23 protein-coding genes and 1 pseudogene are annotated in these 26,321 nt (G+C 59.1%); 15 read left to right on the top strand and 9 right to left on the bottom strand.

Annotated elements, in window-relative coordinates:
• Window positions 1-163: 163 nt before the first annotated feature.
• Window positions 164-1,132: an isopenicillin N synthase family dioxygenase gene (locus ACVW0C_RS01915; protein WP_457384156.1), complete on the bottom strand. Its 969-nt coding sequence runs from the start codon at window positions 1,130-1,132 to the stop codon at window positions 164-166.
• A gap of 589 nt (window positions 1,133-1,721) precedes the next feature.
• On the opposite strand from ACVW0C_RS01915, the gene ACVW0C_RS01910 reads away from it, so the two are divergent.
• The 7 genes from ACVW0C_RS01910 to ACVW0C_RS01880 all read left to right on the top strand — a co-directional run bounded on the left by ACVW0C_RS01910 (window position 1,722) and on the right by ACVW0C_RS01880 (window position 7,611).
• Entirely contained in the window at window positions 1,722-2,195 is a 474-nt protein-coding gene (locus ACVW0C_RS01910) for a hypothetical protein (RefSeq protein WP_457384155.1), read from the top strand.
• A gap of 156 nt (window positions 2,196-2,351) precedes the next feature.
• Entirely contained in the window at window positions 2,352-3,434 is a 1,083-nt protein-coding gene (locus ACVW0C_RS01905) for a leishmanolysin-related zinc metalloendopeptidase (protein ID WP_457384154.1), read from the top strand.
• A gap of 142 nt (window positions 3,435-3,576) precedes the next feature.
• The gene (locus ACVW0C_RS01900; protein ID WP_457384153.1) at window positions 3,577-3,858 is read left to right on the top strand and encodes a hypothetical protein; all 282 of its coding nucleotides are present in this window, start codon (window positions 3,577-3,579) and stop codon (window positions 3,856-3,858) included.
• A 60-nt stretch (window positions 3,859-3,918) separates the two neighbouring features.
• Window positions 3,919-4,266 (top strand): hypothetical protein, encoded by a 348-nt coding sequence (locus tag ACVW0C_RS01895; protein WP_414413951.1) that lies wholly within the window; start codon window positions 3,919-3,921, stop codon window positions 4,264-4,266.
• The gene (locus ACVW0C_RS01890; protein WP_457384152.1) at window positions 4,266-5,165 is read left to right on the top strand and encodes a DMT family transporter; all 900 of its coding nucleotides are present in this window, start codon (window positions 4,266-4,268) and stop codon (window positions 5,163-5,165) included. Before ACVW0C_RS01895 ends, ACVW0C_RS01890 begins: the two co-directional genes overlap by 1 nt.
• A 10-nt stretch (window positions 5,166-5,175) precedes the next feature.
• Window positions 5,176-6,288, top strand: a complete 1,113-nt coding sequence (locus tag ACVW0C_RS01885; protein WP_457384151.1) for a glycosyl transferase — start codon at window positions 5,176-5,178, stop codon at window positions 6,286-6,288.
• Between the two features lie 30 nt (window positions 6,289-6,318).
• Window positions 6,319-7,611 carry a class I SAM-dependent methyltransferase gene (locus ACVW0C_RS01880; protein ID WP_457384150.1) on the top strand — a complete coding sequence of 431 codons (1,293 nt, stop codon included), beginning with the start codon at window positions 6,319-6,321 and terminating at the stop codon, window positions 7,609-7,611.
• Between the two features lie 136 nt (window positions 7,612-7,747).
• On the opposite strand, the gene ACVW0C_RS01875 is transcribed toward ACVW0C_RS01880, so the two are convergent.
• Window positions 7,748-8,443, bottom strand: a complete 696-nt coding sequence (locus ACVW0C_RS01875; protein ID WP_414330153.1) for a hypothetical protein — start codon at window positions 8,441-8,443, stop codon at window positions 7,748-7,750.
• 67 nt (window positions 8,444-8,510) lie between these two features.
• Between ACVW0C_RS01875 and ACVW0C_RS01870 the strand changes: the two genes are divergently transcribed.
• From ACVW0C_RS01870 to ACVW0C_RS01860, 3 genes are all read left to right on the top strand, one after another.
• Window positions 8,511-8,741: a hypothetical protein gene (locus ACVW0C_RS01870; protein WP_457384149.1), complete on the top strand. Its 231-nt coding sequence runs from the start codon at window positions 8,511-8,513 to the stop codon at window positions 8,739-8,741.
• A 237-nt stretch (window positions 8,742-8,978) separates the two neighbouring features.
• Window positions 8,979-10,049 (top strand): glycosyltransferase family 4 protein, encoded by a 1,071-nt coding sequence (locus ACVW0C_RS01865; RefSeq protein WP_011432426.1) that lies wholly within the window; start codon window positions 8,979-8,981, stop codon window positions 10,047-10,049.
• Between the two features lie 131 nt (window positions 10,050-10,180).
• Entirely contained in the window at window positions 10,181-12,346 is a 2,166-nt protein-coding gene (locus ACVW0C_RS01860; protein WP_457384148.1) for an amylo-alpha-1,6-glucosidase, read from the top strand.
• A 129-nt stretch (window positions 12,347-12,475) separates the two neighbouring features.
• Here ACVW0C_RS01860 and ACVW0C_RS01855 read toward each other — a convergent pair whose 3' ends face one another.
• From ACVW0C_RS01855 to ACVW0C_RS01845, 3 genes are all read right to left on the bottom strand, one after another.
• Entirely contained in the window at window positions 12,476-14,239 is a 1,764-nt protein-coding gene (locus ACVW0C_RS01855; protein ID WP_457384165.1) for an ABC transporter substrate-binding protein, read from the bottom strand.
• Window positions 14,240-14,785: 546 nt separating this feature from the next.
• The gene (ispF, locus tag ACVW0C_RS01850; RefSeq protein WP_414413836.1) at window positions 14,786-15,295 is read right to left on the bottom strand and encodes a 2-C-methyl-D-erythritol 2,4-cyclodiphosphate synthase; all 510 of its coding nucleotides are present in this window, start codon (window positions 15,293-15,295) and stop codon (window positions 14,786-14,788) included.
• A 364-nt stretch (window positions 15,296-15,659) separates the two neighbouring features.
• A complete protein-coding gene (locus ACVW0C_RS01845; RefSeq protein WP_414418465.1) occupies window positions 15,660-15,953 on the bottom strand; it encodes a TIGR02450 family Trp-rich protein in 294 nt (97 codons plus the stop codon).
• Window positions 15,954-16,063: 110 nt separating this feature from the next.
• Here ACVW0C_RS01845 and ACVW0C_RS01840 point away from each other — a divergent pair, with 110 nt between their 5' ends.
• Window positions 16,064-16,498: a hypothetical protein gene (locus ACVW0C_RS01840; protein ID WP_148202694.1), complete on the top strand. Its 435-nt coding sequence runs from the start codon at window positions 16,064-16,066 to the stop codon at window positions 16,496-16,498.
• Between the two features lie 80 nt (window positions 16,499-16,578).
• On the opposite strand, the gene ACVW0C_RS01835 is transcribed toward ACVW0C_RS01840, so the two are convergent.
• Both ACVW0C_RS01835 and ACVW0C_RS01830 read right to left on the bottom strand, forming a co-directional pair.
• Window positions 16,579-17,901 carry a UbiH/UbiF/VisC/COQ6 family ubiquinone biosynthesis hydroxylase gene (locus tag ACVW0C_RS01835; protein WP_457384147.1) on the bottom strand — a complete coding sequence of 441 codons (1,323 nt, stop codon included), beginning with the start codon at window positions 17,899-17,901 and terminating at the stop codon, window positions 16,579-16,581.
• A 348-nt stretch (window positions 17,902-18,249) separates the two neighbouring features.
• Window positions 18,250-18,433, bottom strand: a pseudogene (locus ACVW0C_RS01830) (hypothetical protein); the annotation flags it as partial.
• A gap of 73 nt (window positions 18,434-18,506) precedes the next feature.
• Between ACVW0C_RS01830 and ACVW0C_RS01825 the strand changes: the two are divergent.
• From ACVW0C_RS01825 to recN, 4 genes are all read left to right on the top strand, one after another.
• A complete protein-coding gene (locus ACVW0C_RS01825; RefSeq protein WP_457384146.1) occupies window positions 18,507-19,859 on the top strand; it encodes a TldD/PmbA family protein in 1,353 nt (450 codons plus the stop codon).
• A gap of 71 nt (window positions 19,860-19,930) precedes the next feature.
• Window positions 19,931-21,400, top strand: coding sequence for a glutamate-cysteine ligase family protein (locus tag ACVW0C_RS01820; RefSeq protein ID WP_457384145.1), 1,470 nt, complete (start codon window positions 19,931-19,933; stop codon window positions 21,398-21,400).
• 209 nt (window positions 21,401-21,609) lie between these two features.
• Complete coding sequence (locus tag ACVW0C_RS01815) at window positions 21,610-22,626, top strand: M14 family metallopeptidase (protein ID WP_414412674.1); 1,017 nt, start codon at window positions 21,610-21,612, stop codon at window positions 22,624-22,626.
• Between the two features lie 195 nt (window positions 22,627-22,821).
• On the top strand, window positions 22,822-24,528 hold the full coding sequence (gene recN / locus ACVW0C_RS01810) for a DNA repair protein RecN (protein ID WP_457384144.1): 1,707 nt from the start codon (window positions 22,822-22,824) through the stop codon (window positions 24,526-24,528).
• A gap of 35 nt (window positions 24,529-24,563) precedes the next feature.
• Here the strand turns inward: recN and ACVW0C_RS01805 are convergent, their stop codons facing one another.
• Window positions 24,564-25,271, bottom strand: a complete 708-nt coding sequence (locus ACVW0C_RS01805; protein WP_414347449.1) for an ABC transporter ATP-binding protein — start codon at window positions 25,269-25,271, stop codon at window positions 24,564-24,566.
• A complete protein-coding gene (locus ACVW0C_RS01800) occupies window positions 25,268-26,086 on the bottom strand; it encodes an ABC transporter ATP-binding protein (RefSeq protein ID WP_457384143.1) in 819 nt (272 codons plus the stop codon). The genes ACVW0C_RS01805 and ACVW0C_RS01800 overlap by 4 nt, the downstream gene beginning before the upstream one ends.
• Window positions 26,087-26,321: the final 235 nt, after the last annotated feature.

Here is a 26,321-nt window from a genome sequence, read left to right as displayed (position 1 = left end):
ACTTGGCTCATAAGTTCATTGTACTTCATCAAAGCGCATTCCTCCCGGCAGTGACCCTACGGGTACAGTGCGGGGCTCCTGCGATTTCTAGCTGAGACAGGCTGGGAACTTCATACTCGTAGGGCAAGGCCGGGATCCGAAACATAGAGACCCCCAGTTGGGATCAATGCTGGGGCGGGGATCCTGCCTCGGCCAGGCCGATTTCCCTCAACCGCTGGGCCAAGTATTCTCCGGCAGTCAGGGAAGGGAACCGAGGGATCCCGCCGGTGCGGGCCACACAAGTCGGCAAGGGTGTGAGATCCACTTCTGCACGCGGATGCACAAAGAAGGGAATGGAAAAGCGGCGCTCTTGGGGGTTGTCGGGGTTGGTCACCCGATGGGTGGTGCTGCGCAGCAGGCCATTGGTGAGGTTTTGCAGCATATCCCCGGCATCGACAATGATCTGACCGGGCAGAGCCGAAATGGGCAGCCAAGATCCATCTCGTTGCAGAAGTTCTAGCCCTGGCGCGGTGGCTTCACACAAGAGCGTGATCAAGTTGATGTCTTCATGGGCTGCAGCTCGTAAACTCTGGGGAGGGGCTTCAGCGGGAAGGGGCGGATAATGAATCACCCGCAAGAGATTGGCTCCTCCTTCCGCCGCTTTGGGCAGGTATTCGGCAGGCTCCCCCAGATACAGAGAGATTGCTTGCAACAGTCCCTGGGCACAGGTTTCCAGTTGGGCGAACAGCTCTAGCATCACCCTGCGAAATTGGGGCACCTCCCGAGGCCAGATGTTGGCAGGAAGGTGGGGATCCCCTTCGCGCCCGATGTGCCAAAACTCTTTCATGTCAGGATAGGGATGATCTTTAGCGTGTTCTTTGCCAAAGGGGGTGTACCCTCGTTGCCCCAGCAGCGCCGGATCCTCATAGGCTCTCTTGGTTGGCTCTGGCAAAAGAAAAACGGCTTCTGCGGCTTCATAGGCTTCCCGGATCAATTCCGGCGATAGGCCATGGTTGACCAAGGCAAAAAAGCCAATCTGCTGCAGGGCTTCCCCCACCTGGCGGACAAACTGCTCCCGCTCACCTGCCGTTCCTTTCTGAAAGGCGGCAAAATCGACAACCGGCAGGGTCTGGCGTTGGGGAGTGGTTACCACGGCAAAAGTCGTCTCCGGCGAAGAGTCAACGCTATTTCTAGGCAGCGGGCTTGGTGTCCTATGCTATCCTTCCTAGGGGGACAAGGGGAGAGGTTTGAACCGAAGATGATCTGTTCGGGGCCCATCTGCGATATCTAGAGTCTAAAGCCGCTCGGCTATTCACCTTCCCACAAGATGTAGGTAAAACCCTGCCAAACCTCTGTTGCCTTTGCCTGGAGATTGCACCTTAGTAGTGATTAGTAGTGACCTGTGCCCTTTTCGGGAAGGCTGTGATAGAGTCGATAAAAGCAAAGTTATGACTGAGTTTTCCCCAAGAGCAGTTTGAGCGCTGGGTAGGCGAAATGGAGGGAGTTGTTCTGTTGTTGCAGTGGCTTAACTTGGTAAGGCAGGGCAGGCTACTTCTTCCCTCTTTAGCCGATTAAAGTTTTTGTGAAGTTAGGGATTAAGTTGGGGTCTCTGTTGCTTGTCAGCTATAACCGCGCCTAGAATTGCCGAGGATTGATGTTTCTGGAGATGGTTTGCAGACACTATTGATTTTGCTTTCCTTTGCTTGCTCTCAATCTATTGACCTTTCGAGACCGACTGCCCTATGACAGACACTCATCCCTGTGCCCCCTGTATTGTGAATACGGGAACTCTGGTCAATAAGCGGGATATTTACCGACTGCTATCCGATTTGGCCCGTGTTCGCTACTTTGATATCGTCGATGGCTCAGTGCGGAAGCAGGGGGAAGGCTGCGTGGTGGATGTTTTTCAGGATCCCACTGCTGCCACACTGGTGGTAAACCGTAGCCTCTACTTAAATGTGAACAGCTTTGACTATGCCTGTCTGCGGGATCCCGCTTCCGAAGAAGAGATTGCCAACCTGGGCAAGGAGCAGCCGGGCGTGGTTATCGACTTGGTTCAGGACGGACGTATTCTGCGCTTGGTTCCCCTGGTGGAGCCGCGCTCGGATCCCGAGGAGCTCTTGGGGGATAACCAGGCGCTGCGGGCAGCGGTGGATGTTTTGGCTGCGGGCTGGGGCATAGAAGAAGAAGGATCTTCTGACTCTTTGGATTGTTAGATTGAGGGCTTCCGACCTGAAGATATAGACCTCCAAACCCACCTCTTCCCAGCCTTGAAGTTGGCCGGTGCGGTGTGACGCAAATCATGCTCAGGAGGAGGGTCGCGACCGGTATGATCCAACTGGGCCGTGAGGCTCTTTGCGTTTGGGGGTGGTGTGAAGGTTTTTTCGGGGCAGCGACTGCTTTTGGGCAGAGTGTGGGGCCTGCGCCTGCTTGGATCCCTGGTGGCTGTGCTTCTGGTACTGGCGCTCAAGGCCTGCGGGGGAAGTGGTGGCTCCTCTTCTGTGAGTGTCATTCCCACTCCCATTCCAACCGTCATTCCCACTTCTACTCCAACTGTCGTTCTCACCCCTACTCCGACTGTCATTCCTGCCCCTTTGCCCTCGCCAACGACTGCGCCTGCTTCCCAGTTCACCATTGACGTTCGCTTTCCCGACAACAGTCTCACCCCCACCCAGCAGTCGATCGTCCGCAATGCCGCTCTGCGCTGGCAACAGATCATCGTTGGCGACCAGCCGGATCTGCCCCCCACCACTATTCGGGCCGACGAATGTGATCGAGGGTTTCCCAGCACGCCACTCAATTTCCCCATCGACGATCTGTTGGTGGAGGTGCGGGCCAGAAATCTCGGCGACGAGCGAATTTTGGGGGGAGCTGCTCCCTGTTTTGTACGGGCCTCTAATGGTCTGCCTTTTTACTCCGTAGTTCTGTTCAACAGTCAAAATCTATCTGCCCTGGAAGAACGAGGGGATCTGCCCATTACTGCCCTGCACGAGTTGGGCCATGCCTTGGGCTTCTTGCCCATCGTCTGGGATCCCAAGGGGCTAACGGTGGGCTTGGTGGGACGGGATCAGCCTACGCCCCCTGGCTACGATCCCCGCTTCATCGGCCCCAGGGCGGTCAGCGCCTTCGCCACGCTGGGAGGAAACGCGCCCTCTGTTCCTTTAGAAAACGAGTTTGGGGAGGGATCCCGAGATTCCCATTGGCGGGAGAGCGTCTTGGGCCGCGAGCTGATGACCAGCCGCATCGACCGGGGGGTAGCCAACCCCTTGAGCATTCTCACGGTGGGAGCAATGGCAGATATCGGCTATGAGGTGAATCCAGCAGCGGCGGATGGCTTTGCTTTGGGGCGCAGTAGAGGGATCCCTCAGCCTTTGGAACTGCAGGAGCTGGAGTTGATCCTGCCCCTACAGCAATTTGACGCCGAGGGCAGGCGGGTGGGGGATCCCCAGGCCTAAGAAAAGGAGTATATCTACTCATGGCCAAGAGGCTACCTTTTAACAATAATGAAGGTCGAGTTGTATAACTTCACAACATCGACATAACATCGACAAGTTCTCAACATCGACAAGTTCTCACCTCATCTCTTTGCAATTAGCTATGGGTATCCTCAAAAAGCTTTTCGGCGGCCTGTTCTCCTTTTTCGGCATTCTCTTCGGCGGCTTGGTGGATTTTGTTACCGGGCCTTTTCGTCCTGCACCGGCTTCCCCCAGCTCTGCTCCTGCGGCTACAGCAACTGCTCCTGCCAACAAGCCCAAGGTGGTGGTGGAGAAGCCTTTTGTGCCCAATGAGATCTCGGCTCCGCGTCCTAACCGTCGCCCTGGCCCGGCTTTGGATGTGTTCCGGGCTATGGTTCAGGAGATCCCTTCGGCGCGGGCTTAGTCTGCCCATCTTCGGGAGCAGCTCGTAAGATGGAGGTGACACCGCTGGAGACTGCTCTCTATGTCCGATCTCTCTTTCTCAGAACAAGAACGGCTGAAACAGCTTGAGCGTGAACTGGAGCAAGCGGCTGCAGCCTCTCGGGAGTCGGGAACATCCGTTGCGTCTCAGGGGAAAAGTGCCGTCCGAGCTTGGGTTGAGACTTGGGGGCGTCCACTGGTGACGGTCTTCGCCATTCTGGGCTGTATTCTTCTGGTCGGGCTGTTCTTCCGGGTTTTCGGCACCGTTCTCAGGTGGGCAGTGGTGGCGGGGCTGGGCTATCTGCTCTATGCCTGGGTGGTGGCACCGCGGCTGGGCCTTCCCACCGGAGCTAAGTCGAAGCCAGAGGACAGCAATCTCGACAGCTTTTGATGCCTAGGGATCCCTGGCGAGCATATGCTTACCTGGCGGCGGCCATCTTGGGCTGGGCTACGGCTGCCAGCGCTTTTAAGTTTGGGTTGCAGCACCTGTCGCCGACGGTCTTGCTGATTTTTTCGGCATTGAGCTCTTGCTTGATCCTGGGGATCGTTTTGGTGGTTACAGGGCGGGCGAGGTTGATCGGCAGGCAGAGGGGATCCCAAATCCGCCTGTCGGCCCTTCAGGGGCTGCTCAACCCCCTTGGCTACTATGGGGTGTTGTTCCAGGCTTATGACCGCCTGTCGGCTCAGGCGGCGATGGCTTTGAACTACACCTGGCCGCTGGTGCTGGCTCTTTTGGCGGTGCCGCTGTTGGGAGAGCGCTTTCGCTGGCGGCTGGTGTTGGCCTTGGGGGTGAGCCTGCTGGGAGTGGTGCTGGTGGCTACGGGGGGATCCTGGGGCACCTTGCAGGTGGAGGATCCCTGGGGGGTCCTGCTGGCGGTGGGCAGCTCTGGAATCTGGGCGCTCTATTGGCTACTCAATGTGCGGGATGGGCGAGATGCGGTGCTGAAACTATTCATGGGGTTTCTCTTTGGCAGCCTCTACGGTCTGCTGCTGCTGCCGTTTCAGGAGGTCTCTTGGACAGTTGCGGGGCTAGGTTGGGCGGCTTACATTGGTCTGGCGGAGATGGGCCTGACTTTTGTATTTTGGCTGCGGGCTCTGGAGTTGGCGGGCCACCGGGGATCCCTGGCCAACTGGGTGTATGTGACGCCCTTTTTGTCGTTGGGGTTGATTGCGGTGCTGTTGGGCGAGACGATTGCGCTGGGATCCGTGCTGGGCCTGGGTCTGATTTTGGCCAGCAATCTGTGGGGATCCCGTAGGGAAAAGTCCCCCGCAGATCCTGTTCTGTCTTGAGGTGGTCGCGATGAATCCCGTTCGTCTGTATGTGGCGGCAACAGCTCACGGGTTTGGGCACGTTACCCGTCTGGCGGCGGTCGTGAATGCTTTGCTGCGGCGGGATCCCCATGTTCTGCCCATCTTTGTTACGCCGGCTCCCCGCTGGCTCCTGGAGCGTTACGTGGAGGGGAAGTTTCTCCATCGGCCGCGGGCGTTGGATGTGGGGGTGGTGCAGCCGGATGGGCTGCAAGCGGATCTGCCGGCTACGTTGGCTGCCCTCAAGGCGTTTAAAGCCAGCGCTGCGGAGCTTGTTCGAGAAGAAGCGGATTTCATTCGAGCCCAGGGGGTGCCTTTGGTGTTGGCGGATGTGCCGCCCATTGCTGCGGCGATTGCCCAGGCTGCTGGGATCCCCTGCTGGATGGCCAGTAATTTTGGCTGGGATTTCATCTATCAGGAGTATGGCCCGGAGTTTCAACCGTTTGTGGCCTGGATCCAGGAGCTCTACGGGCAGTGCGACCTTCTATTTCGCCTGCCTTTTAGCGAGAGCATGGTCGCGTCAGCGGTGCGGAGCACTAGCGCTTTTCCGCGTCAGCAGGAGGTGGGGCTGACGGGATCGGATCCCCGCTACCCACCAGAAGAGGTCGCCGCCCAGTTGGGGTTACACCCGGAGCAACCCAGGGCTTTGTTCACCTTTGGCGGGCTAGGGGTACGGGGGTTTCCTTACGAGCGGCTCCAAGATTTTCCCGACTGGCAGTTTCTCACGTTTGATCCGGAAGCTCCTCCCTTGCCCAACTTGCGGGTTTTGGATGGGCGGGTGTGGCGACCGGTGGATGTGATGCCCCTCTGCCGCTGGGTGGTGTCCAAGCCGGGCTATGGCACTTTGGCGGAGGCCCTGCGCAGCCGCACACCTATGGCCTGTGTCGTCCGCTCTGGGTTTGCCGAGTCACCGTTGCTGGTTGAGGGTTTGCGGCGCTATGGCTGGCATCGCATTCTCTCGCCAGAGGAGTTTTTTCAAGGATCCTGGGACTTTTTGCGGGATCCCGCCCACCCACCCCAGAGGCCGGATGGATTGGATCTGCAGGGGAATGAAACCCTGGCTGCTGCCTTAGAGGCATTCCTGCGGGGAAGGGATGCCGGGTAGCATAAAGGGCAGCTTCCTGCAGCGGATCCCATGGCCAGCAGCTCGACAGAATCTCTGCGGCAACTGTACGAAGAATTGCCCTACCCCAATGTGGCGATTGAGGCCTCGGGCCGCAACGCCATTGACGGGTTGTACCGCCTAAGTTTGACCACCGCCCAATACGCCCGCACCCGCGCCATTGTGCCCAGCGAAGGCGCTCTCATTTTGAATGCTGGCTGCGGCTCGGGCTGGGAAACGTTGATCTTGGCGGAGGCCAATCCGGGGGCGCGGCTGGTGGTGTGCGACCTGTCGGCAGAGTCGGTACGGGTGACGGAGCGACGCTTGCGCTACCACGGTTTCGGAGAGGTGGAGTTGTATGTTCTCGACCTGTTGGACATCGAACAGTTGGGGCTGGAATTTGATTTCATCAGCCTTAACGATGTGCTCTATCTGCTGGACGATCCGGTGGCGGGGCTAAAAGCCCTCAAGCGGGTTCTCAAACCTGACGGGATCCTGCGGGCCAACCTGCACCACGCCTACCAGCGGGAGGTGATCTTTCGCATGCAAGAGGCGTTTCGGCTGCTAGGGCTGTTTGATCTACCCACTCCTGAGGCCTGTCAGCGGGTACGGGAATTCATGGCCAGTTTGGCCTCAGACGAAATGCGGGCAGCCCTGCGCTGGAACCCTGAGATCTACAAAGACGACACCAACATCCGGGCCAACTACCTCTTGCCAGGAGACAAAGGCTTCCTGATCCCCGACCTGATGCGCATGCTCGAGGAAGCTGAGCTGGGCCTGGTTTGTCTGGTGGACTATGCCGACTGGGATCCGGCGCTTTTGTTCAAGGAGAGGGCCATGCCCCCCTGGCTGCAAGCCGAGCTGGACAAACTCTCGCCTGCCGACCAGAATCACTTTTATGAGCTGATCTACCCCAACCATCGCCTGATCGATTTTTGGGCAGAACACCCCGGCTCTTCCTTGGTCTTGCCCTGGAGCGACGCCGATTGGCTGGGGGGCAGAGTGCAGCTCAACCCCATCCTGGCCGACAACGTCGAATTTCGCCAAAACTTTGCCAAAGCTCACGAGAAAAAGCTGGAGTTTGCTATGAATTGGCCGGGATCCAGCTATGGGCGCCTGACCATCTCAGCCCCTCAGATGGCTTGGTTGGGATCCCTGTTGCAGGGGCCAACGGCAGTGAAAGCCTTGATTGAGCAAGCGGCCCAGGTCAACACGTTAGAGCCGGAAGCGGCCCAGGAGGAGGTGCTCACCTACCTGGCGGGGCTGGAGTCGTTTTTGTTTGTGATGTTGGATCCGACTCCAGGCTCTTTCTCTGGGGGGGAGTAGAGCCCTGGCGCTTCCCTTGGATCCCCGGCGCCTCTGCCGAGGCTGGCGGGCCGGTTCGTCGCTATTTTTGGTTCCCGCCGGGTTGCGGAGACAGTCTTGGAGCGATGCCAGTCGTCGAGGGGGGAGGGATCCCTCTCTAGCGATCCACCAGGCGCAGCTCGAAGGTGAGGATGTTGGCAGCCAAAATCTCCAAAGCCCCGCCCTCAATGAGGTCGCGAGTGAGGGCAGCCCCGGAGCCACTTTGTTGGATCAATTCGCGGCTGCGGCGCACCGTCTCCTGTCGCTGGGGATCATCCACAACCACCTGCCGCTGATTGGACAGGCTGAGGCGATAGAAATTGGGCAGATCCCCCCGGGTGGCATCAATGGCCAGATTGGTCTCTTCAGGGGCTACGCGGAAGGGGGCACGGGCGGTGAGCAGAGCCACCTGGATATCTTGATCCCGCCCATCAAGGCCCTGCAGCTCGGAGATATCGATCTGGAAATTGAGGGTATCGCGGTCACGGGTAAGGCGATTAACCCGTACCTGGTTAAAGCCGACGGCAAACTCCCGTTCCGGCTCTCCAAATCGCTGGATGGTGGCCTGCAAGACCGACTCTTCGTTGAGGGGGGTAACCCGAATGAGGTAATCCCAGTCCCGCACAAAGGTGTACTCGTTGGGCCCCACACGGACGTTGGGATCCACCAAGTTGGCGGTAGGGCCAGGGCTGCCGGCCCGGCTGAGAGCTACCATGTACCAGTAGTTGGGGCTGATGGGCAAACCCAGGGTCATGCGTACTTCCAGCACTGGCCGCGCCCAAGCGGCAACAGCCGTGAGAGCCGTTATGGCCATGGCTCCCAAGCAACTCCACAGCCAGCGCTGAGGAGGAAAATTAAGCTGCGGCGGGCAAGAGCAAGTGATGGCTGGGGTTCTCATTCAAGCCTCTTCAACTCTCCGGCAGGTGGCGGCAGCCCGAACTCCTTTCCTGCTCACTCTGGAACAGTCTAGCCAGGAATGGCGTGCCCTCAACAGGGGATCCCAAGGGTCGGCGGCGGAGCGCCAGCAGAAGTTTTCGTTAAGCAGTGATGATTCGGTGTGGAGCATGACTCTAGTCAATAATAAGCTCAACTATACTGAAAATAATGTATAATATGTTCAGTACGGATTACTACCAGTTGATCTTTCTGTTTACTTTCGAGTCTGCCAACATGGTAGCCAAAGCAAAGCAGAAAATTGGTAGTAAGACGACACGGAAACTGCGCTTTGGGTATTCTACTCAAAGCTTTGCGGGATACCGCCATTCTGGTTGGAAACAAACAGAATGCTATCGCTGCATAGTTGAACAGTGATGTTCAGCAGTGTTCAGCGTAAATGTATCAGGATGGCTATGCGCATTGCTCAGATTGCCCCTTTGCATGAGAGTGTGCCCCCCAAGCTCTACGGCGGCACTGAGCGGGTTGTGTCTTGGCTCACCGAAGAGCTGGTGCGGCGGGGGCATGAGGTGACGTTGTTTGCCAGCGGCGACTCCCAAACCCAGGCTCGCCTCATCCCCTTTCGGGAGCGGGCTTTGCGTTTGGATCCCACGGCCATCGACACGGTGGCTCCTCATATTTTGATGGTGGAGAAAGCCTTTCAGATGGCCGACGAGTTTGACATTATCCACGGCCACATCGACTACTATCCCTATGCCCTGGCCCGTCGCCACCCGCAGGTTTCTTTTTTGGCCACCCTACACGGGCGACTGGACATTCCGGAGCTGCAGCCCCTCTACACCGAGTTTCAGGACATTCCGGTGGTCTCCATCTCCAACGCCCAGCGGCTGCCGCTGCCCCAGGCCCGCTGGGTGGGGACGGTCTACCACGGCTTGCCCCTGGATCTCCACCGTTTCTATCCAGAAAAGGGGGACTACCTGGCCTTTTTGGGCCGGGTCTCCCCGGAAAAAGGGCTGGACACGGCTATTGAAATTGCGGCGCGGGCAGGGATGCCGCTGAAGGCTGCTATCAAGATCGATGCGGTGGATCGCCAGTACTACGAGTTAGAAATTAAGCCTTTGGCCAGTCGCCACCCCAATGTGGAGATCATAGGGGAAATCACCGACCAAGAGAAAAGCGAGTTTTTGGGCAAGGCCTATGCGGTGCTGTTTCCCATCCGCTGGCCGGAGCCCTTTGGGCTGGTGATGATTGAAGCGATGGCCTGTGGCACGCCGGTAATTGCCACCCGTTTTGGCTCAGTACCCGAGGTAATGGCCGACAGGCGCTCCGGCTTTATTGTCGACTCGGTGGAGGAAGCAGTTGAGGCTGTGGAGAAGGTGGGATCCCTGAGCCGAGCCGGGGTGCGGCAGGTGTTTGAGGAGCGGTTCAGCGTGGAAAGAATGGTGTCGGACTACGAGGCTCTCTACCGCCAACTGGTGAACGAGCGGCAGGAGATGTCGCGAAGAAGGCAGCTTAATAAGGCTTAGATGGGCCAAGTAGCAGCTAGGGCTGCTGGGCTGCATCGGGGGGCCCCTGCTTCTTCGCCTTCTTTGAGTGGACCGATAGCAGTAAGCTGTTCGCGTAGGAGACCGGCTGGATAGGGATCGAGAAGACCGAGATGGCAGAAGACATCATCCAAATTCAAGATCAGTACTACATCCGGGCCAGCGCCTCTTGGGTGGAGGCACGCTCTCATGTTCTCAAGCATGACAACTGCTTTGCCATCTTTGACCGGCGAGGGAACATGCGCCCCCTCGGCATCCGGGATCATGGCCTCTTCCGGGACGACACCCGCTTTTTGTCCCGCTGGGTGTTGGACTTGCAGGGAAAGCAGTTCCTGCTGCTCAGCTCAGAGGTGCGGGAAGACAAAGATATTTTGGCGGTGGATCTGACCAACCCGGAGTTCACCACCTCAGAGGGGCAGTTTATCGGTCAAGATACCCTGCATGTTCTACGGACTACTTTTCTGTGGAACAACGTAGCCTACGAGCGCATTCGCATTCACAACTACGGCTCGGAGCCGTTTCGCGTGCCGATTACCCTGCGCTTTGAGGCGGACTTTGCCGATATTTTTGAGATCCGGGGCATCCGACGGGCCCAGCGGGGTCAAGTGCTGCCGGCCCAGGTGAACCCTGAGGGAGTGGTTCTCCGCTACCGCGGCTTGGATGGAGTGGAGCGGCAAACCCAGTTGCAATTTTTGCCGGCGCCGGAGCTAGTGTCGGAGAAGCTGGCGCAGTGGTGGGTGCCTTTGGCCCCGCAGGAGGAACGGGATTTGGAGCTGAGGGTGATCTGCGGCTATGGCGGGGAGGAGATTGCCCCTTTGACCTACCAGGAGGCTCTGCAGGCGGAGCGGGAGCAAAGGGCTTCCTTGCGGGCGCAAGCCCACCGGATCGACACCGGCAATGCTCAGTTTAACGATTGGCTCAACGCCTCACGGGATGATCTGCTGATGATGCTCACCCGCACTCCCTACGGGCTTTATCCCTATGCGGGGGTGCCTTGGTTTACCACGGTCTTCGGGCGCGACGCCCTGATCACCGCCCTGGCCACTCTCTGGTGGTTTCCAGACTTGGCGCGGGGGGTGCTGCTGTATCTGGCGGCCCACCAGGCCCAGGAGGTGGATCCCAGCCGCGATGCCGAGCCTGGCAAGATCCTGCATGAGCAGCGCTCCAGCGAGATGGCCAAGACGCGCGAGATCCCCTTTGGCAATTATTTCGGCAGCATTGACTCCACCCCTTTGTTTGTGGTGCTAGCAGGGCGCTACGTGCGCCGCAGCGGCGATCTAGAGCTGTTGCGGCAGCTCTGGCCAAACATCGAAGCAGCCCTGCACTGGATGGACACTTACGGGGATGCGGACGGGGACGGCTTTCTGGAGTACGCGGGCAAAGCTCACCGGGGCCTGCGCAACCAAGGCTGGAAGGATTCTGAAGATGCCATCTTCTACCCGGACGGATCCCTGGCAGAACCCCCCTTGGCCCTGTGCGAGGTGCAGGGCTATGCCTACGAAGCTAAGCAGTTGGCGGCAGAGATGGCGGAGCTGTTGGGGTTGCAGGATCAAGCTGCCCGGCTGCGACAACAAGCGGAAAAGCTGCAGCAGCAGTTTTGGGATCACTTCTGGTGCGAAGAGTTGGGGGGCTATGCCCTGGCTTTGGATGGCCAGAAGCAACCTTGCCGGGTGCGCAGCTCCAACATGGGCCACTGTCTGTTTTCGGGGATCGCCCATCCCGAGCACGCCGCCCGCATTGCCCGGCAACTGCTGGAGCCAGCTTTCTTCAGCGGCTGGGGGATCCGCACGGTGCCGGAGGGAGAGGGGCGCTACAACCCCATGTCCTACCACAACGGCTCCATCTGGCCCCACGACAACGCCTTGATTGCAGCAGGCTTATCTCGCTATGGCTTCAAGGGCGAAGCGGTGCGGGTCTTGACAGCGCTGTTCGATGCCAGCCAGTTTTTGGAGCTGAAGCGGTTGCCGGAGCTGTTTTGCGGTTTTGGTCGTCGGCAGCGGGAGGGCCCCACCCTTTATCCGGTAGCCTGTCTGCCCCAGTCTTGGGCGGCGGCCAGTGTGTTTTTGCTGCTGCAGGCTTGTCTGGGGCTGGAGATCGACGGGCTGGCCCAACGGGTGCATTTGACCAAGCCCACTCTGCCCCTGTGGCTGCCCCACGTCATCCTTGAGAATGTGCAGGTGGGCCAGGGATCCCTGGACATCGGTCTCTATCTGCAGTCAGGAGGGGTGGGGATCACCGTCCTCAGGAGTGTGGGGGACGTGGAATTGACGGTGAAATAGTTGCAAAATTCAAGACATCCGCAACCCAACCTACAACTAAGTTTCACCTGCCAAATGTGGCGATACGGACACAACTCAACAGTTCAGACAGCCTCTCCCTATCCCACATCACCCACATCATCAGAAGTTCTACTCTTGAATGTAGAGCTGATCCAAATTCCACAATGGCCCCAGAATGGGTCGGGGATCCACCCCTTGAATGCGGTTGCGCAGGGCTGAGAGAACCAGGGGGTTGAAAGTGCCAATTTGGGGCAGCTGTTCCTGGATGATGATTTGAAACCGGTCGTAGAGGGCCTTGCGCTTTTCAAAGTCTAGCTCCCGCACCCCTTCGATAAAGATGCGGTCGATCTCCCGTTCCCAATCGCTGACCTCAACCCCTTCTGCCGGGTTGCCGGGCAAATCTCCTAGATTAAAGAGGTGCAAACGGCCGTCGCTGCGCCAGATGTTGGAGCCGTTGTTGGGCTCGGTGCCGCCGCCACCAAAGCCCAGCAGCAGGGTTTCCCAGTCGCGGCTATCGGTGCGCTGCACCAGGGTGTTGAAGGCGATGGGGGTAAAATCAACGGTGATGCCGATCCGCTCCAGATCAGCTTTGATCAACGCGCCGGTGGCCTCCCGCTGATTGTTGCCGGCGTTGGTGAGCAAGGTGAAACGGACACGGTTGCCCTCGGAATCCCGCAGGTGGCCCTCAGCATCGTAGGTGTATCCGGCATCGAGGAGCAGTTGCCGCGCTTTTTCAGGGTTGTAGTCGTAGGTGGGCAAGCCCTCTTCAGGGCTGAGGTAGAAGGGGCTGGCGGGGGAGAAGACCGAGTGCTGGATCTGGCCCAACCCTTGCAGGACGCTATCGACGTAAAACTGCCGGTTCATGGCGTGGGCCACCGCCCGGCGGAAGTTCAAATCGTTAAACCAGCGGCTTTTGACGGGATCCACAAAAGGCCGCCCGGTCTGGGGGTTACGGGCGCGGCTGAGGTTGAAGGCAAAGAAACTGTTGTTCAATGTCTGGCCGAGATTGTAGATGGTGAACTGATCCCGTTCTTCTTCCCGCTTCAAGAGCTGAAAATCTCTCCCCCGCACCGAAAACACGTCGGTCTCGCCGGAGCGAAACTGCAGCAGCGCGGTGTCCTCTGAGTCCACAATGCGCAGGATTACCCGTTCAATGCGCGGGATCCCTTCCCCCTTCCAGTAGTAGGGATTGGGCCGGTACACCAGCCGTTGGCCAGGGGTGTATTCCTGCATGACATAGGGGCCAGCCCCCACCAATTGCTGCACCGGCGTGTCGATACCCCAGGTTTGCAAGAAAAGGGGGTTGCCCCGGCTGTCCAACTGCTCGACAGTGGGCTCGAGGATGTGCTTGGGCAAAATAGGGGATCCCGCCTGCAGCAGAAAGGGAGCGAAGGGCTCCGGTAAAACAAACTCAATCCGCCGCTCGTCCAGCGCCCGCACCTGAGGCAATGCTCCGGCTTCTCCAATTCGCTTCACATCCCGCGCAGAAGTCGGGATCCGCTCGTTGAAGATGATGCGGTTAAAGGTAAAGTCCACATCTGCTGCTGTCAGAGGCTCTCCATCCGACCAGCGCAGCCCCTCCCGCAAGGTAAAGACATAGCGCAAGCCGTCCTCAGACACTTCCCAGCCTTCCGCCAGCTCCGGTTTGGGCAAGAGGGTATCCTCATCCAAGGTGACCAAGCCCGCCTCTAGGTAGGCGATAGCGTCGCGGCTAGAGCTTTCGGCGGCCAGATAGGTGTTGAAGGTTTTGGGATCCGAAGTCACTGTGGCGATCAAATGGGGCGGGCGGGCAGGGGCAGCACAGGCACCAAGCCAGAGCAGGAGGATCCCTAGTAGAGAGACAAAAAGGTTCCTCCTGAGTCGGTTTGCCGAGGTGTTGTTTTGGCCCGCCATTTCTTTTGCCAAGTCGTTGTTCCAAGCAAGTTTGGGACGGCTCGCCCGCATCCCGCGCCCTGTGACCCAAGCGCTCCGCGCTGCTGAGGCCCTCACCCCCAGCCCTTCTCCTAGAGGAGCATGACTCTAGTCAATAATAAGCTCAACTATACTGAAAATAATGTATAATATGTTCAGTACGGATTACTACCAGTTGATCTTTCTGTTTACTTTCGAGTCTGCCAACATGGTAGCCAAAGCAAAGCAGAAAATTGGTAGTGAGACGACACGGAAACTGCGCTTTGGGTATTCTACTCAAAGCTTTGCGGGATACCGCCATTCTGTTTGGAAACAAACAGAATGCTATCGCTGCATAGTTGAACAGTGATGTTCAGCAGTGTTCAGCGTAAATGTATCAGTAGCCCCCCTCCCGGCCCCTTTCCCAGAGGGAAAATTGGGGATCCAGGTAATGGGTGGTTTGACTGCAACTTGGGCAGATTCTGCGTTTTTGAGGGAGCGATTGCTTGCCAGTTTGGCAGCTCAGGCAGTGGGGTGACCAGGTTCTTTTCAGATTCTGATGGGAAGGTCAGAGGAAGCTTGTCCTCTCTGTTCCAGCAACAGGGCTACTGCGAAGGCAGCAATGGCCTCTCCCTGACCTATGGGGCCCAGTTTTTCGTTAGTAGTAGCCTTGACCCCCACTTGCTTGGGGGAGATCTGCATCGCCTCTGCCAGGCGGGCCTGCATGGCGGGGATGTGAGGTTTGAGCTTGGGCTGCTCCGCCACCACCACACTGTCTACATTGACAATTCGCCAGCCCTCTTGGCTCACCAGTTGCACCACTTGCTGTAGTAAAAGGATGCTGTCTGCCCCTTTCCAACGCTCTTCTTCAGGGGGGAAGTAGTAGCCAATATCCCGCAGAGCGGCAGCCCCCAGGAGAGCATCCATGATGGCGTGGGTGAGGACATCGGCGTCGCTATGGCCCAATAGCCCCTTTTCGTAGGGGATCCGGATCCCGCCCAGGATCAGGGGGCGCCCCTCGACGAGGCGGTGGATGTCGTAGCCCTGGCCAATGCGCACTTTTCCGGCTCCCTTGGGAAAACCATCGAGACCCTTGTCGACCATCGCCCCCTCCGAGGAGCTAGGGGGATGGGAGTCGAGTAACCGACAAGCAGCTTTTGAGAACGCCTCTTTCTATTCTGCCGGCTTCAGAGGGGAATAGCAGATGGGACAAGACGAACCACTGTAGCAGTCGAAGCAGATGAGGTGAGACTTCCCGTAGGGATTGGCGCAGCGCTTGGCCCACTGATAATCGCTGTAGCTAAGATAAGATCTTTTCCGCAAACGTCACATCTGGCCATCTCGCTTTCTTCTCCTCAAGCTTCTGAATTAAAACACCACACTAGAGAGATGATCCTATCCCTGAGCCCCAGCTTGAGAGAAACTATCCCCCAGCCCTGTCCAGAAGGGGATCCTGCCGCCCACAGGGGATCCCGTCTTCGAGAGGCGTCCAGCCCGGCTGCCAAAGATCCCGGTTCTTCAGGGTGGCCGCGTTGACCCAGAGGCGCACCTGGGGATCGCAGACGGCTCTGAGCTCGGCAAACACCAGCCCTCCTTCCCCTTGTTGGCGAGCGGTGACCTGAAAATGTCGCCAACCCAGAACAGGCTGAACGGAAGTCCATTTGGAGCCAAGCAGATGGGGAAAGCGCTGTTTTTGGCGGGGCTTGCTGCGGGCCATGGGTTGAGAACTTGTTGCCACCCTTGCCTGTGGGCGAGCAGGTCTGCTGTCGGCTTCTGAGAACGGGATGAAGTTGGATCGGGAAGATCGATATGATGGCTAGGGGTGCTATGGCATCCCAACCTACCCACTTAGCCTATCCAACAATGGTGCAAAACGGGCAAAAGCTCGGGTTCTTTTGGCGTCAGGTGTTCCTGAAAGGGATCCTCCTGCTGCTCATCCTGGGCGGTCTGGTTTTGGGAACGGGACTGCCTCTGGTCGCGGCAAGTAGTCCTACTCTCTCCGGAAAGCTGACGGGGCCAGAGTGGCGACAAGCAGACCCGGAGGCCAAGCAGGACTTTTGTCGCAAAGCCTTTCAAGCGTTTCGCGCCTCTCCTTCCCAAAGCTATATCATCAGCTCCAATGTGCAGGCTTTGACCCCAGAAGGTTTGTGTCGGCGCTTGGATCAGTTTTATCAATATGCCGTCAACGACGAGATCCCCATCAACCAGGCGGCCAATATTGCCCCATTGCTGTTTTCAGACTTACCCCTGGAGCAGCCTTGATCCCTGTGGAGCGCTTGGTCTGCTGGGGACAAAGGCGGCGGGCGAGGAGCTGGGCCCAGCTCTCAACAGTTTGGCCGGATCTAGACAGGCGTAGCCAGAGGTTCCGGGGGTGCAGGGAAAGGGAGCTGTTGGAGTTGGGGTTGGTGGGGGCGGATCCCCATCGCTTGGCGCATCAAGGCAGGCTTGAGCAGCGGCAAAACCTCCAGTCCCCACAGGCCCAGGCGACGCAAGACCAGCAACGGCCAGCTTCGGTTGGAAAAGAGGCGATTGGCAGCATCGGTTGCAAAAAGAACCAGCGCGTTTTCTGGGCGGCGACAGCGCTCGTAGGCTTGTAGCAAAGCCGGATCGCCGGGATCCCGGCCCGCCATTTTGGCTTCGATCAACAGGGCAGCCAAGGCCGCCACATCCCGCATGCCCAGATTCGCTCCCTGCCCCCCCAGCGGATGGGTGGTATGGGCAGCATCCCCCACCAAAGCCAGCCGGGATCCGATATAGGTTTGGGCATGGGCCCGCTGTGGCTCATAACAGGCTCTGGGAGAGGCGGCCAGCAACGCTCCCAACTGGGATCCAAACCAAGGCCGGATGGCCTGCAGAAACTCAGCCTCAGATAAGCCCATCAGCCAATCTCGATCCGCTTGGCGAACTGTCCAGACGACACAACTGCGATGGGGATCGGGGGTGGGCAAAATGGCGAAGGGGCCGCTGGCCTGAAAGCGCTCGTAGGCCACCTGCCGGTGAGGATGCTCATGGGTGAGGGTGGAAACGATGCACACCTGCCCATAGCCCCAGCGGGATAACGGGATCCCAGCCTGTTCCCGCAGCCGCGAACGGGCCCCATCTGCAATCACCAGCAAAGCAGCCCGCAGGGTTTGCCGGGATCCCTCCTGGGCCAGCTCTACCCGAATGTGATCTGCTGCAGGGGAGAAACTTTGCACCTGGGCGGGGCTGAAAAGCGTTACCGAAGGGCACTCGCGAATGCGCTGCAACAGGGCCTTTTGGGTAATTTGATTTTCCACGACGTAGCCCAGCGCCGGCGCTTGGAGCGTTTCGCGGCACAACTGAGCCATCCAGGGGCTTTCCCCATCAGAGACCTGAATGCGGTGAATGGGAGAAACTCCCCAGGCTTCCATGAGGGGCCACACCCCAATTCGCTGCAGAATGCGGGCTGTCCCCAGAGCCAAAGCGCTGGCTCGGCCATCCGCCCCCACCCCCTGCGAGAGATCCCGCCCCTCGATCAGCCCGACGCGGATCCCGGCCTGGCCCAAAGCGGCTGCTAAGGTGGATCCCACCATCCCAGCTCCGGCAATCACCACTTCAAAATCCAGTCGCCTCGGCGGGACGGTGTCCTCGGCTGTTGTCGGGGCAACGGCGAGCGGGGCAGTGGAAGTGGGCAAAGGGCTCATGGGCACTCACGGCAAGTGGGCTCAACCTCCATTCTAAGGTTCCTGCACCTGGCAGGCCGCTAAGGACAAGCGGCAAGTGGGGTCAAAGCGCCACGAGGGATCCCTTTTGATCTCAGCCCCTTTGTTTGCTGCTGCAGGGTGGAATCCCTGTGGGCAGCTCTCTGCTGATTGTTGCCCAGGCGGAGCGGGCTGGAACGGTGCGCACCAGGGTCACGTTGTCGGACGAAGGGGTGGGTGCTGGGACTCCATAGACGGCAGGGGGTCAGGGAAAAGTAGCTCTGAGCCATGGCCGATAATAGGACTGTCCTGATACATTTACGCTGAACACTGCTGAACATCACTGTTCAACTATGCAGCGATAGCATTCTGTTTGTTTCCAAACAGAATGGCGGTATCCCGCAAAGCTTTGAGTAGAATACCCAAAGCGCAGTTTCCGTGTCGTCTTACTACCAATTTTCTGCTTTGCTTTGGCTACCATGTTGGCAGACTCGAAAGTAAACAGAAAGATCAACTGGTAGTAATCCGTACTGAACATATTATACATTAATTTTCAGTATAGTTGAGCTTATTATTGACTAGAGTCATGCTCTTGCCATCTCACTTTTATGCCCAGCTCCATCATTTCCCCGGAAAACCTGCTGGATCTTTGTGAACAGGGTGTACACAAGGCATTGGCTGCTGGAGCCGACCAGGCAGAAGTGTTTGCCAACTCAGGCCGGGAAACGGAAGTCACGTTTGAAAAAAACGACCTGAACCTGGCCCGCAGCAGCAGCGAGACCCTGTTCGGCGTTCGGGTTTTCTGTGGCGGCAGGCTGGGCTTTGCCACCTCCAACCGCCCGGAAGAGTTAGCTGAGACGGCGGCTGAGGCTGTGACCATGGCCAAGGCTTCGCCGGCGGATCCCCTCAACGGGCTGCCGGAGCCCCAACCTTTGCCCCAGGTGCCCTTTGCCCTCGACCCAGGCCTGCTGGAACTGGATGCCGCCGAGCTGACCCAGTTGGGATCCCAATTGCTGGAGTGGGTGCGCTCCAAAGACCCTCGCATCACCATCGACAGCGGCTCCCTCAGCGTGGAGGAAGAGACCCTGGCCATCGCCTCTTCCACCGGCATCCGGGCCAACTACCACAGTGTCGAGGCGGGGGGATCCCTGTTTGGCATGGCCATCGACGGGGACGAGGTGGGCAGCTTTGCCTACGACGGCGACAGTGTGCAGAAGCGGGCCGATCTGGTGCCGGCGCTGGAGCGGGCTTTTGATCGCTTTGTCCAGAAATGCGTGGGGGCGCTGGGGGCTGGCGAGGGGGAGAGCTTCCGCGGCCCCATTGTCCTGCCGCCAGATGTGGTGGAGGAGTTTCTAGGGGATCTCCTCTTTGTCTTGGGGGCAGATGCGGTGCGCAAAGGCAAAAGCCCCTTGGCGCAAAAAATGGGATCCCGGATCGCCAGCCCGTTGCTCACCGTGGTTTCTGAAGGTCTGGGCCTGCCCGGCTACCCCATTGAGCCCTTCGACCGCGAAGGGATCCCTCGCCAGATTACCCCCTTGGTTCACGAAGGGATCCTCTGCAACTTCATGTACAACAGCTACGAGTCCCGCGCTGCTGGCGTTTCCTCCAACGGCCATGCCACAGGGGGAGCAGGCAGCCTGCCGGGAGTAGGGCCGGCTTGCCTGAGGGTGGCCCCAGGGACAACCCCCCTGTCCGAGCTCTACGCGATGGATCGGGGAGTTATCGTCACCCGCCTCTCCGGCAGCAGCAACCCCATTACCGGTGACTTTTCTGGGGTGGTGAAAGGGGGCTTCTTGGTCAAAGGCGGCGAGAAACGCCCCATCCTGGAGACCACCATTGCCGGCAATCTCTACGATTGTTTGCGCAATATCTCCGCCATTTCCCAGGAAGTAACGGTTTTCAACGGCACGGCTGCCTTTCCCGCCCTGCGCATTGAAGATGTATCCATCACTGCGGGCTAAGTAAAGCTAGGGGTGTCGAGATCCCGGCAACAGCGATTAACCTCATTCCCAAAAGCTGCGGAGTTGTTCCCATGGGCCAGGAGATCACCTGCCTCCGTTTTGGTACTGCAGACTTTGCTCAGTTTGCAGCTCGGCTCCAGCAAGAGACGAAGTTGCTCGAGCGCTGGTTGGCCGGTGCGCCGGGGCTGGATCCGGCTTGTCAGCCCTTTGCCCAGGGATCCCCGGTGGGCGGGTTTGAGCTGGAGGCGTGGCTGGTCACCCCTCAGGGGGATCCGGCCCCGATCAACTCAGCCTACCTGGAAGCGGTGAATGATCCGCTGGTGGTGCCGGAACTGGCCCAGTTTAACGTGGAGATCAACAGCCGGCCCCAAGTTTTGACCGGCTTGGCTCTGCGGCAGTTTCAGCAAGAGCTGGGCCAAACGTGGGATCGCTGTTGCCGGGTGGCCGAACACTTGCAGGTGGGGCTGATGATGATCGGGATTTTGCCCACGGTGCAGCAACGGCAATTGACCCTGAAGATGATCTCGCCCCGCAAGCGTTACCTGGCCCTCAACGAGCAGATCCTGAACTTGCACCGGCGTGAGCAATCCCAAGCGATCCCTTCCCTGGGGCTAGATATCGAAGGACCGGCTGGGCGGTTGCGGGTTACCCACCCGGACATCATGCTGGAGGCGGCGACCACCTCTTTCCAAATCCATCTGCAGGTATCCCCCCAACAGGCGGCCCGTTACTTCAACGCTTCCCTGCTCGTGTCAGCCCCCTTGGTGGCGCTGGCGGCCAATTCCCCCTACCTATTCGGGCACGATCTGTGGGCAGAAACCCGCATCCCTTTGTTTGAGCAAGCTTTGGATGGGCCACCCCCGCCCTCCCCCACCCACTGCCCCCGCGTCACCTTCGGGCAAGGCTATGTACAGGGATCCCTAATGGAGCTGTTCTGGGAAAACCTGCATCGCTACCCGGTGGTATTGCCACAAAGGTTAGCCACTTCCCCATCAGAGCTGGCCCATCTGCGCCTCCACAACGGCACCATCTGGCGCTGGAACCGACCCCTGATCGGCTTGGATCCGGTTCCCCATCTGCGCATCGAACAGCGGGTGGCGGCGGCAGGCCCAACCCTACCCGATATGATCGCCAATGCGGCCTTCTACTTTGGTCTGGTGCAAGCCTTGGGATCCCAGCCCGTCCCCCCCGAGCAGGAGCTGAGCTTTGCCCAGTGCCGCGCCAATTTCTACACGGCGGCCCGCTGGGGTCTGGAGGCCCCCATCACTTGGCTCAAGGGTTGGCAGGGATCCCTGCGCCAATTGCTGCTGGAAGAGCTGATCCCCCAAGCAGAGGCGGGTTTGGTTCAACTGGATCTGGCCCCCTTCGATATTCAGGAGTACCTGGGCATTCTCCGCGCCCGGGTGGAGTCGGGGCAGAATGGGGCCACCTGGCAGCGCCGCTACGTGGCTCGGCATGGTAAAGATATGCAACAATTGACCTGTGCCTACTGGGAACGGCAGCGGCAAGGCCAACCGGTACACACCTGGGATCTCAGCTAGGGCTCTCTCCACAGCCGGTTGTACCAGCGGTGGGCCACCGCGGCGGCAGGACGGATCCCTGGCCCGCATCTCGAGTGGGCAAACTCTCTCTCAGATGGCCTTGTTGCGACCCGAGCTACCGCAGCGAAACGGTTCATTTGGACTCCCGCTCCCTCCCACTCTAGGGCCGGAAGCCAGAAGTTTGAGTCGAGCCTCTTAGCCCAAACAGCATGCTCACCGTCCTCGATCATTTACCGGATCAACTGCTGGATCTAGAGGCCCATCAGCTTTACGACCGATTGGGTGGGCCAACCCTCATCCATCTGCCGGGACGACGGGATCCCGCCCTGTTTGTGTCCGTCCTGCTGCACGGCAACGAAACCACCGGTTGGCAGGCGGTGCGACAGCTTCTCCGCCACCACGCCCAGCGGGAATTGCCCCGTTCTCTTTCCCTTTTCATTGGCAACGTGCAGGCTGCCCGCCACCGGCAACGGCGGCTAGATGGCCAACCGGACTACAACCGCATTTGGGGCTCCGGCTCCACCCCCGAGCACGCCATGGCCCAGGCCGTCCTGCAGCAAATGCAGCAGCGGGGCGTTTTTGCCAGCGTCGATATCCACAACAACACGGGCACCAACCCCCACTACGCTTGTGTCAATCACCTGGATGCCCCTACCCTGCACCTGGCCACCTTGTTTGGGCGCACCGTCCTCTATTTCACCAAGCCAGAAGGGGTACAGAGCATGGCCTTCGGGCGCTTCTGCCCGGCGGTGACCCTGGAATGCGGCAAGCCGGATCAGCCCCACGGCACCCAGCATGCCTACGAATTTCTGGAAGCCTGCCTGCACCTGTCGGCGATCCCGCAGCGCCCTGTCCTCAGCCAAGATATTGACCTCTTCCACAGCGTCGCCATTGTCAAAGTCCCGGATCAGGTGAGCTTCAGCTTTGGGGAAGAGAATGGCGACCAAGAGGGATCCCCCTCTCACATCCGCTTCCCGCCGGATTTGGATCTCCTCAATTTTCGGGAGCTTCCCCCCCACACCCCCATTGGCTGGACGAACAACGGCTTCCACCTGGAGGTGCAAGACGAGCAGGGCCAAAATGTGGCGGATCGCTTTTTCTATGCCTGCAACGGAGAAATTCGCACCAGCGTGCCCATCATGCCGGGCATGCTCACCCTCAACAGCCGCATCATCCGCCAAGACTGCCTCTGCTACCTGATGGAGCGCTACCCCCTGGCCGGCTGAGCCGGGCTGCCAATTTCCCCGAGGGGATCCCCAAACCAGAACAGGTGGTGCTCCCCACCCCTGCAATAACAGACTCCCCGCTGGCCGCTGTACCCGTCCGCCGAGGGATGGTGAGTACGCTAACGTGGGACAGAGCGACCCCTGCAAGCCCTATCCTGAAAACTGCCAACGGCACGCTGAGCCCACGGGATCCCTATGTTGCGCCTGCTGCGGATCGAGAACTTTGCCCTGATCGAGCAATTGGAGATCCCCTTTCGAGCGGGGCTAAACGTGCTCACCGGAGAAACCGGGGCCGGCAAATCCATCATCCTCGATGCGCTGGATGCAGCTCTAGGAGGTACAGCTCGGGCTCTGCGAACTGGCAGCGAACGAGGTCTGGTGGAAGCGATCTTCAGTCCTAATCCTGAACTGCAAGCCTGGCTAGAACAAGAGCACATCGACCCCCTAGAGGAGGGCCTGGTTTGTAGTCGCGAGCTGGTGTTGCGCAACGGCAAGCTCACCAGTCGCCTGCGGGTGAATGGGGTGCTGGTGAACAAAGCCCAGATGCTCAACCTGCGGGCCAAATTGGTGGAGATCACCGCCCAGGGGCAAACCGTTCAAATCCAATCTCCGCAAACCCAGCGCCGTTGGCTGGACGATTTTGGCGGCGAAGAGCTGTTGCGAACACGGGCAGAAGTGGCTGCCCTTTACCAAACCTGGAACCAACTGAAAACAGAGGTGGAATCCCGCCGGCAAAACCAACAACTGCGCCTGCAACGGCTAGACCTGCTGGAGTTTCAAGCGCAAGAGCTGGCCGCCCTGCGCCTGGAGGATCCCGACGAAATGGCCAAGCTGGAGCGGGAACGGGAGCGCCTGGCCCACCGCGTGGAACTGCAACAGCAAAGCTACGCAGCTCACCAATTGCTCTATCAAAACGACAGCGGCTCACCGGCCATCGCCGATCTGTTGGGCCAGGTAGAACGGTTGCTCCAGACCATGACCCAGCGGGATCCCGACCTAGCCCCTCTGGCGGAAATGGTCAGCAGCGCTCTCATTCAGGTGGAGGAGGTGGGGCGAGAGCTAATTCGCTACGGCGAGACGCTGGAGGCAGATCCCGGTCGGTTGAACAAAATTGAACGGCGCTTGGCGCAACTCAGACAAGCCTGCCGCAAATACGGCCCGACCTTGGCTGAGGTGATGGCCCATGCGGAGCGGGTGCAGACGGAGTTGGCCCAACTGCGAGGAGACAACACCGACCTAGAGGAATTGCAGGTGCGGCTGGACAAAGCTGCCCAAGACCTGGAGCGCCATTGCCAAGCGCTCTCCCAACTGCGGCAACAAGCGGCCCGTCAACTGGAAAAGGCCCTCATAGAAGAGCTCAGCCCGCTGGGGATGAGCGCAGTGCAATTCCGGGTGCAGATCCAACCCGGCCCCCCGACAGCAGAGGGGGTGGATCAGGTGAGCTTTTGGATCAGCCCCAACCCGGGTGAGCCTCTTCAACCTTTGGCCAGCATTGCCTCGGGCGGCGAGATGAGCCGTTTTCTGCTGGCCTTGAAAGCCGTATTCAGCCGCATCGATCCGGTGGCCACCATGGTTTTCGACGAGATCGATACCGGCGTGTCCGGCAAAGTGGCACAAGCCATCGCCACCAAGCTGCACAGCATCGCCCGAGATCACCAGATCCTCTGCGTCACCCACCAACCCCTGATCGCTGCCCTGGCGGATCACCACCTGCGGGTTCACAAGGTGGTGCACCAAAAGCGAACTTCTGTGCGGGTGGAGCTTTTGGGAGAACGAGAACGCCGCGAAGAACTGGCCCAACTCACTGCCGGCCACTCCGCCCAAGAAGCGATGACGTTTGTGGAGGCTCTTCTCAACCAAGCAGCTCAACTGCGCAAGCAGCAACTGGCCAGCCCCGCTTGACTCTCCTTCTGGGAAAGGGGAGGGGGGTGAGGGCCTCACCCGCCCAAGAACAGCTCCAGCACCTCAGGATTGCTCAGCAGGTTGGGGCCAGTATCCTCAAAGCGGTTTTCTCCCGTGGACAAGACATAGCCCCAGTCCGCCATCTTCAGGGCCTGCTTGGCATTCTGCTCCACCATGAGGATGCTGATGCCGAGACGGTTGATCTCTTGCAGGAGGGCGAAGGTCTGTTCTATGTACAGCGGTGACAGGCCGGCGGTCGGCTCATCCAGCAACAACAACTGCGGCTCCACCATCAACGCTCGCCCTATGGCCAGCATCTGCCGTTGTCCACCCGATAGGGATCCCGCCGCTTGGCGTCGTTTCTCTTTCAGGGGCGGAAACAGCTCATAAACCCGCTCCAGTTGGGCGGCAGGGTTGTCGCGTCGGATGAAGGCCCCCATCTCCAGGTTCTCTTGCACGGTGAGGGAAGGAAAGACATTGTTGGTTTGGGGCACAAAGCCGATTCCCCGTCGCACCAGTTGCTCAGCGGGCAGGTGGGTGATGTCGGATCCCTGAAACAGCACTCGGCCTGAGCGGATGGTGGCCAAGCCAAATAAGGATTTCAGCACCGTCGATTTGCCGGCTCCATTGGGGCCGATGATCACCACCATTTGCCCGGGGTTCACCTTCAGGTGGATCCCTTTGAGGATGTCCACCCCCCGGTAGCCGCTGTAGAGATCCTGGATGTCCAGCAAAGGGGTCATGAGAGGGATCCCTCCGAAGGCAGAGGGGAGGGCTGGGGTGGGTTTAGGGAGTCGGCCAGTGCCACAGATCCCAAATAGGCCTCCCGCACGGCTGGGTTTTGTTTGATCTCCTCCATGGATCCCTGGGTGAGAACCTTGCCGGCAGCCATGACCACCACGTGGTCGCAGAGACGGGTCACCAGATCCAGATCGTGCTCGATGATGCAAAAGGTGCAGCCCCGCTCGCGGTTGAGATACTCGATAAAGCGCATCAAATCCGCCAGCAGGGTGCGGTTGACGCCAGCCCCCGGTTCATCCAGCAGGATCACCCGCGCATCGGTCATCAAGGTACGTCCCAGTTCCAAGAGTTTTTTTTGCCCGCCGGAAAGGGTGATGGCCAGTTGATCCCGCAGATGGATCAGGTTCAGCCGTTCCAGAACCTCTTCCGCCCGAGCTTGCAGGTTGCGTTCTTGTCGTTGCACCCGCCGCCAACTGAACCAAGTGGCGAATAGGTTTTCCCCTATCTGGTTGGGGGGAACCACCATCAAGTTCTCCAAGACGGTCATGCGGCCAAACTCCCGCGGGATCTGAAAGGTGCGCACCAGCCCTCGACGGAACAGATGGTGAGGGGGCAAGCCGGTGATGTCTTCCCCATCCAGCCAGATGCGCCCGCTGCTGGGCCGAATAAACCCGGCGATGATGTTAAAAAGCGTGGTCTTCCCGGCCCCATTCGGGCCAATCAAGCCCGTAATCCGACCGGTTTCGATGCGGAAGGAACAGTGATCCACCGCGCTAATGCCGCCAAACCGCTTGGAGATGTCGTCGATAACAATCACGCCGCTGCCTTGGGAAAACCCCGCCGACCGATGAGTTCAGTATTTCAAACATATAATGAGCCCATAATGAGCCCATTGCCGAGTTTGCCCATTATCCTTCCCGGATCCCCAGGGGGACAACTGCCCCTGGAGGCCGCAGCCAAGGAACGGGCGAGATCCTGAGTCTGGCCCGCCTGTTTTCTGGAGCCATCTTTTCTTGAGGAAGTGGGGAACGCTTTGAGGTGAGTCAACGTCT

This window comes from Thermostichus sp. OS-CIW-26 (assembly GCF_054058395.1).
Note: the sequence above shows the minus strand (reverse complement) of the source record. Positions and strands in the feature narration are given on the sequence as shown.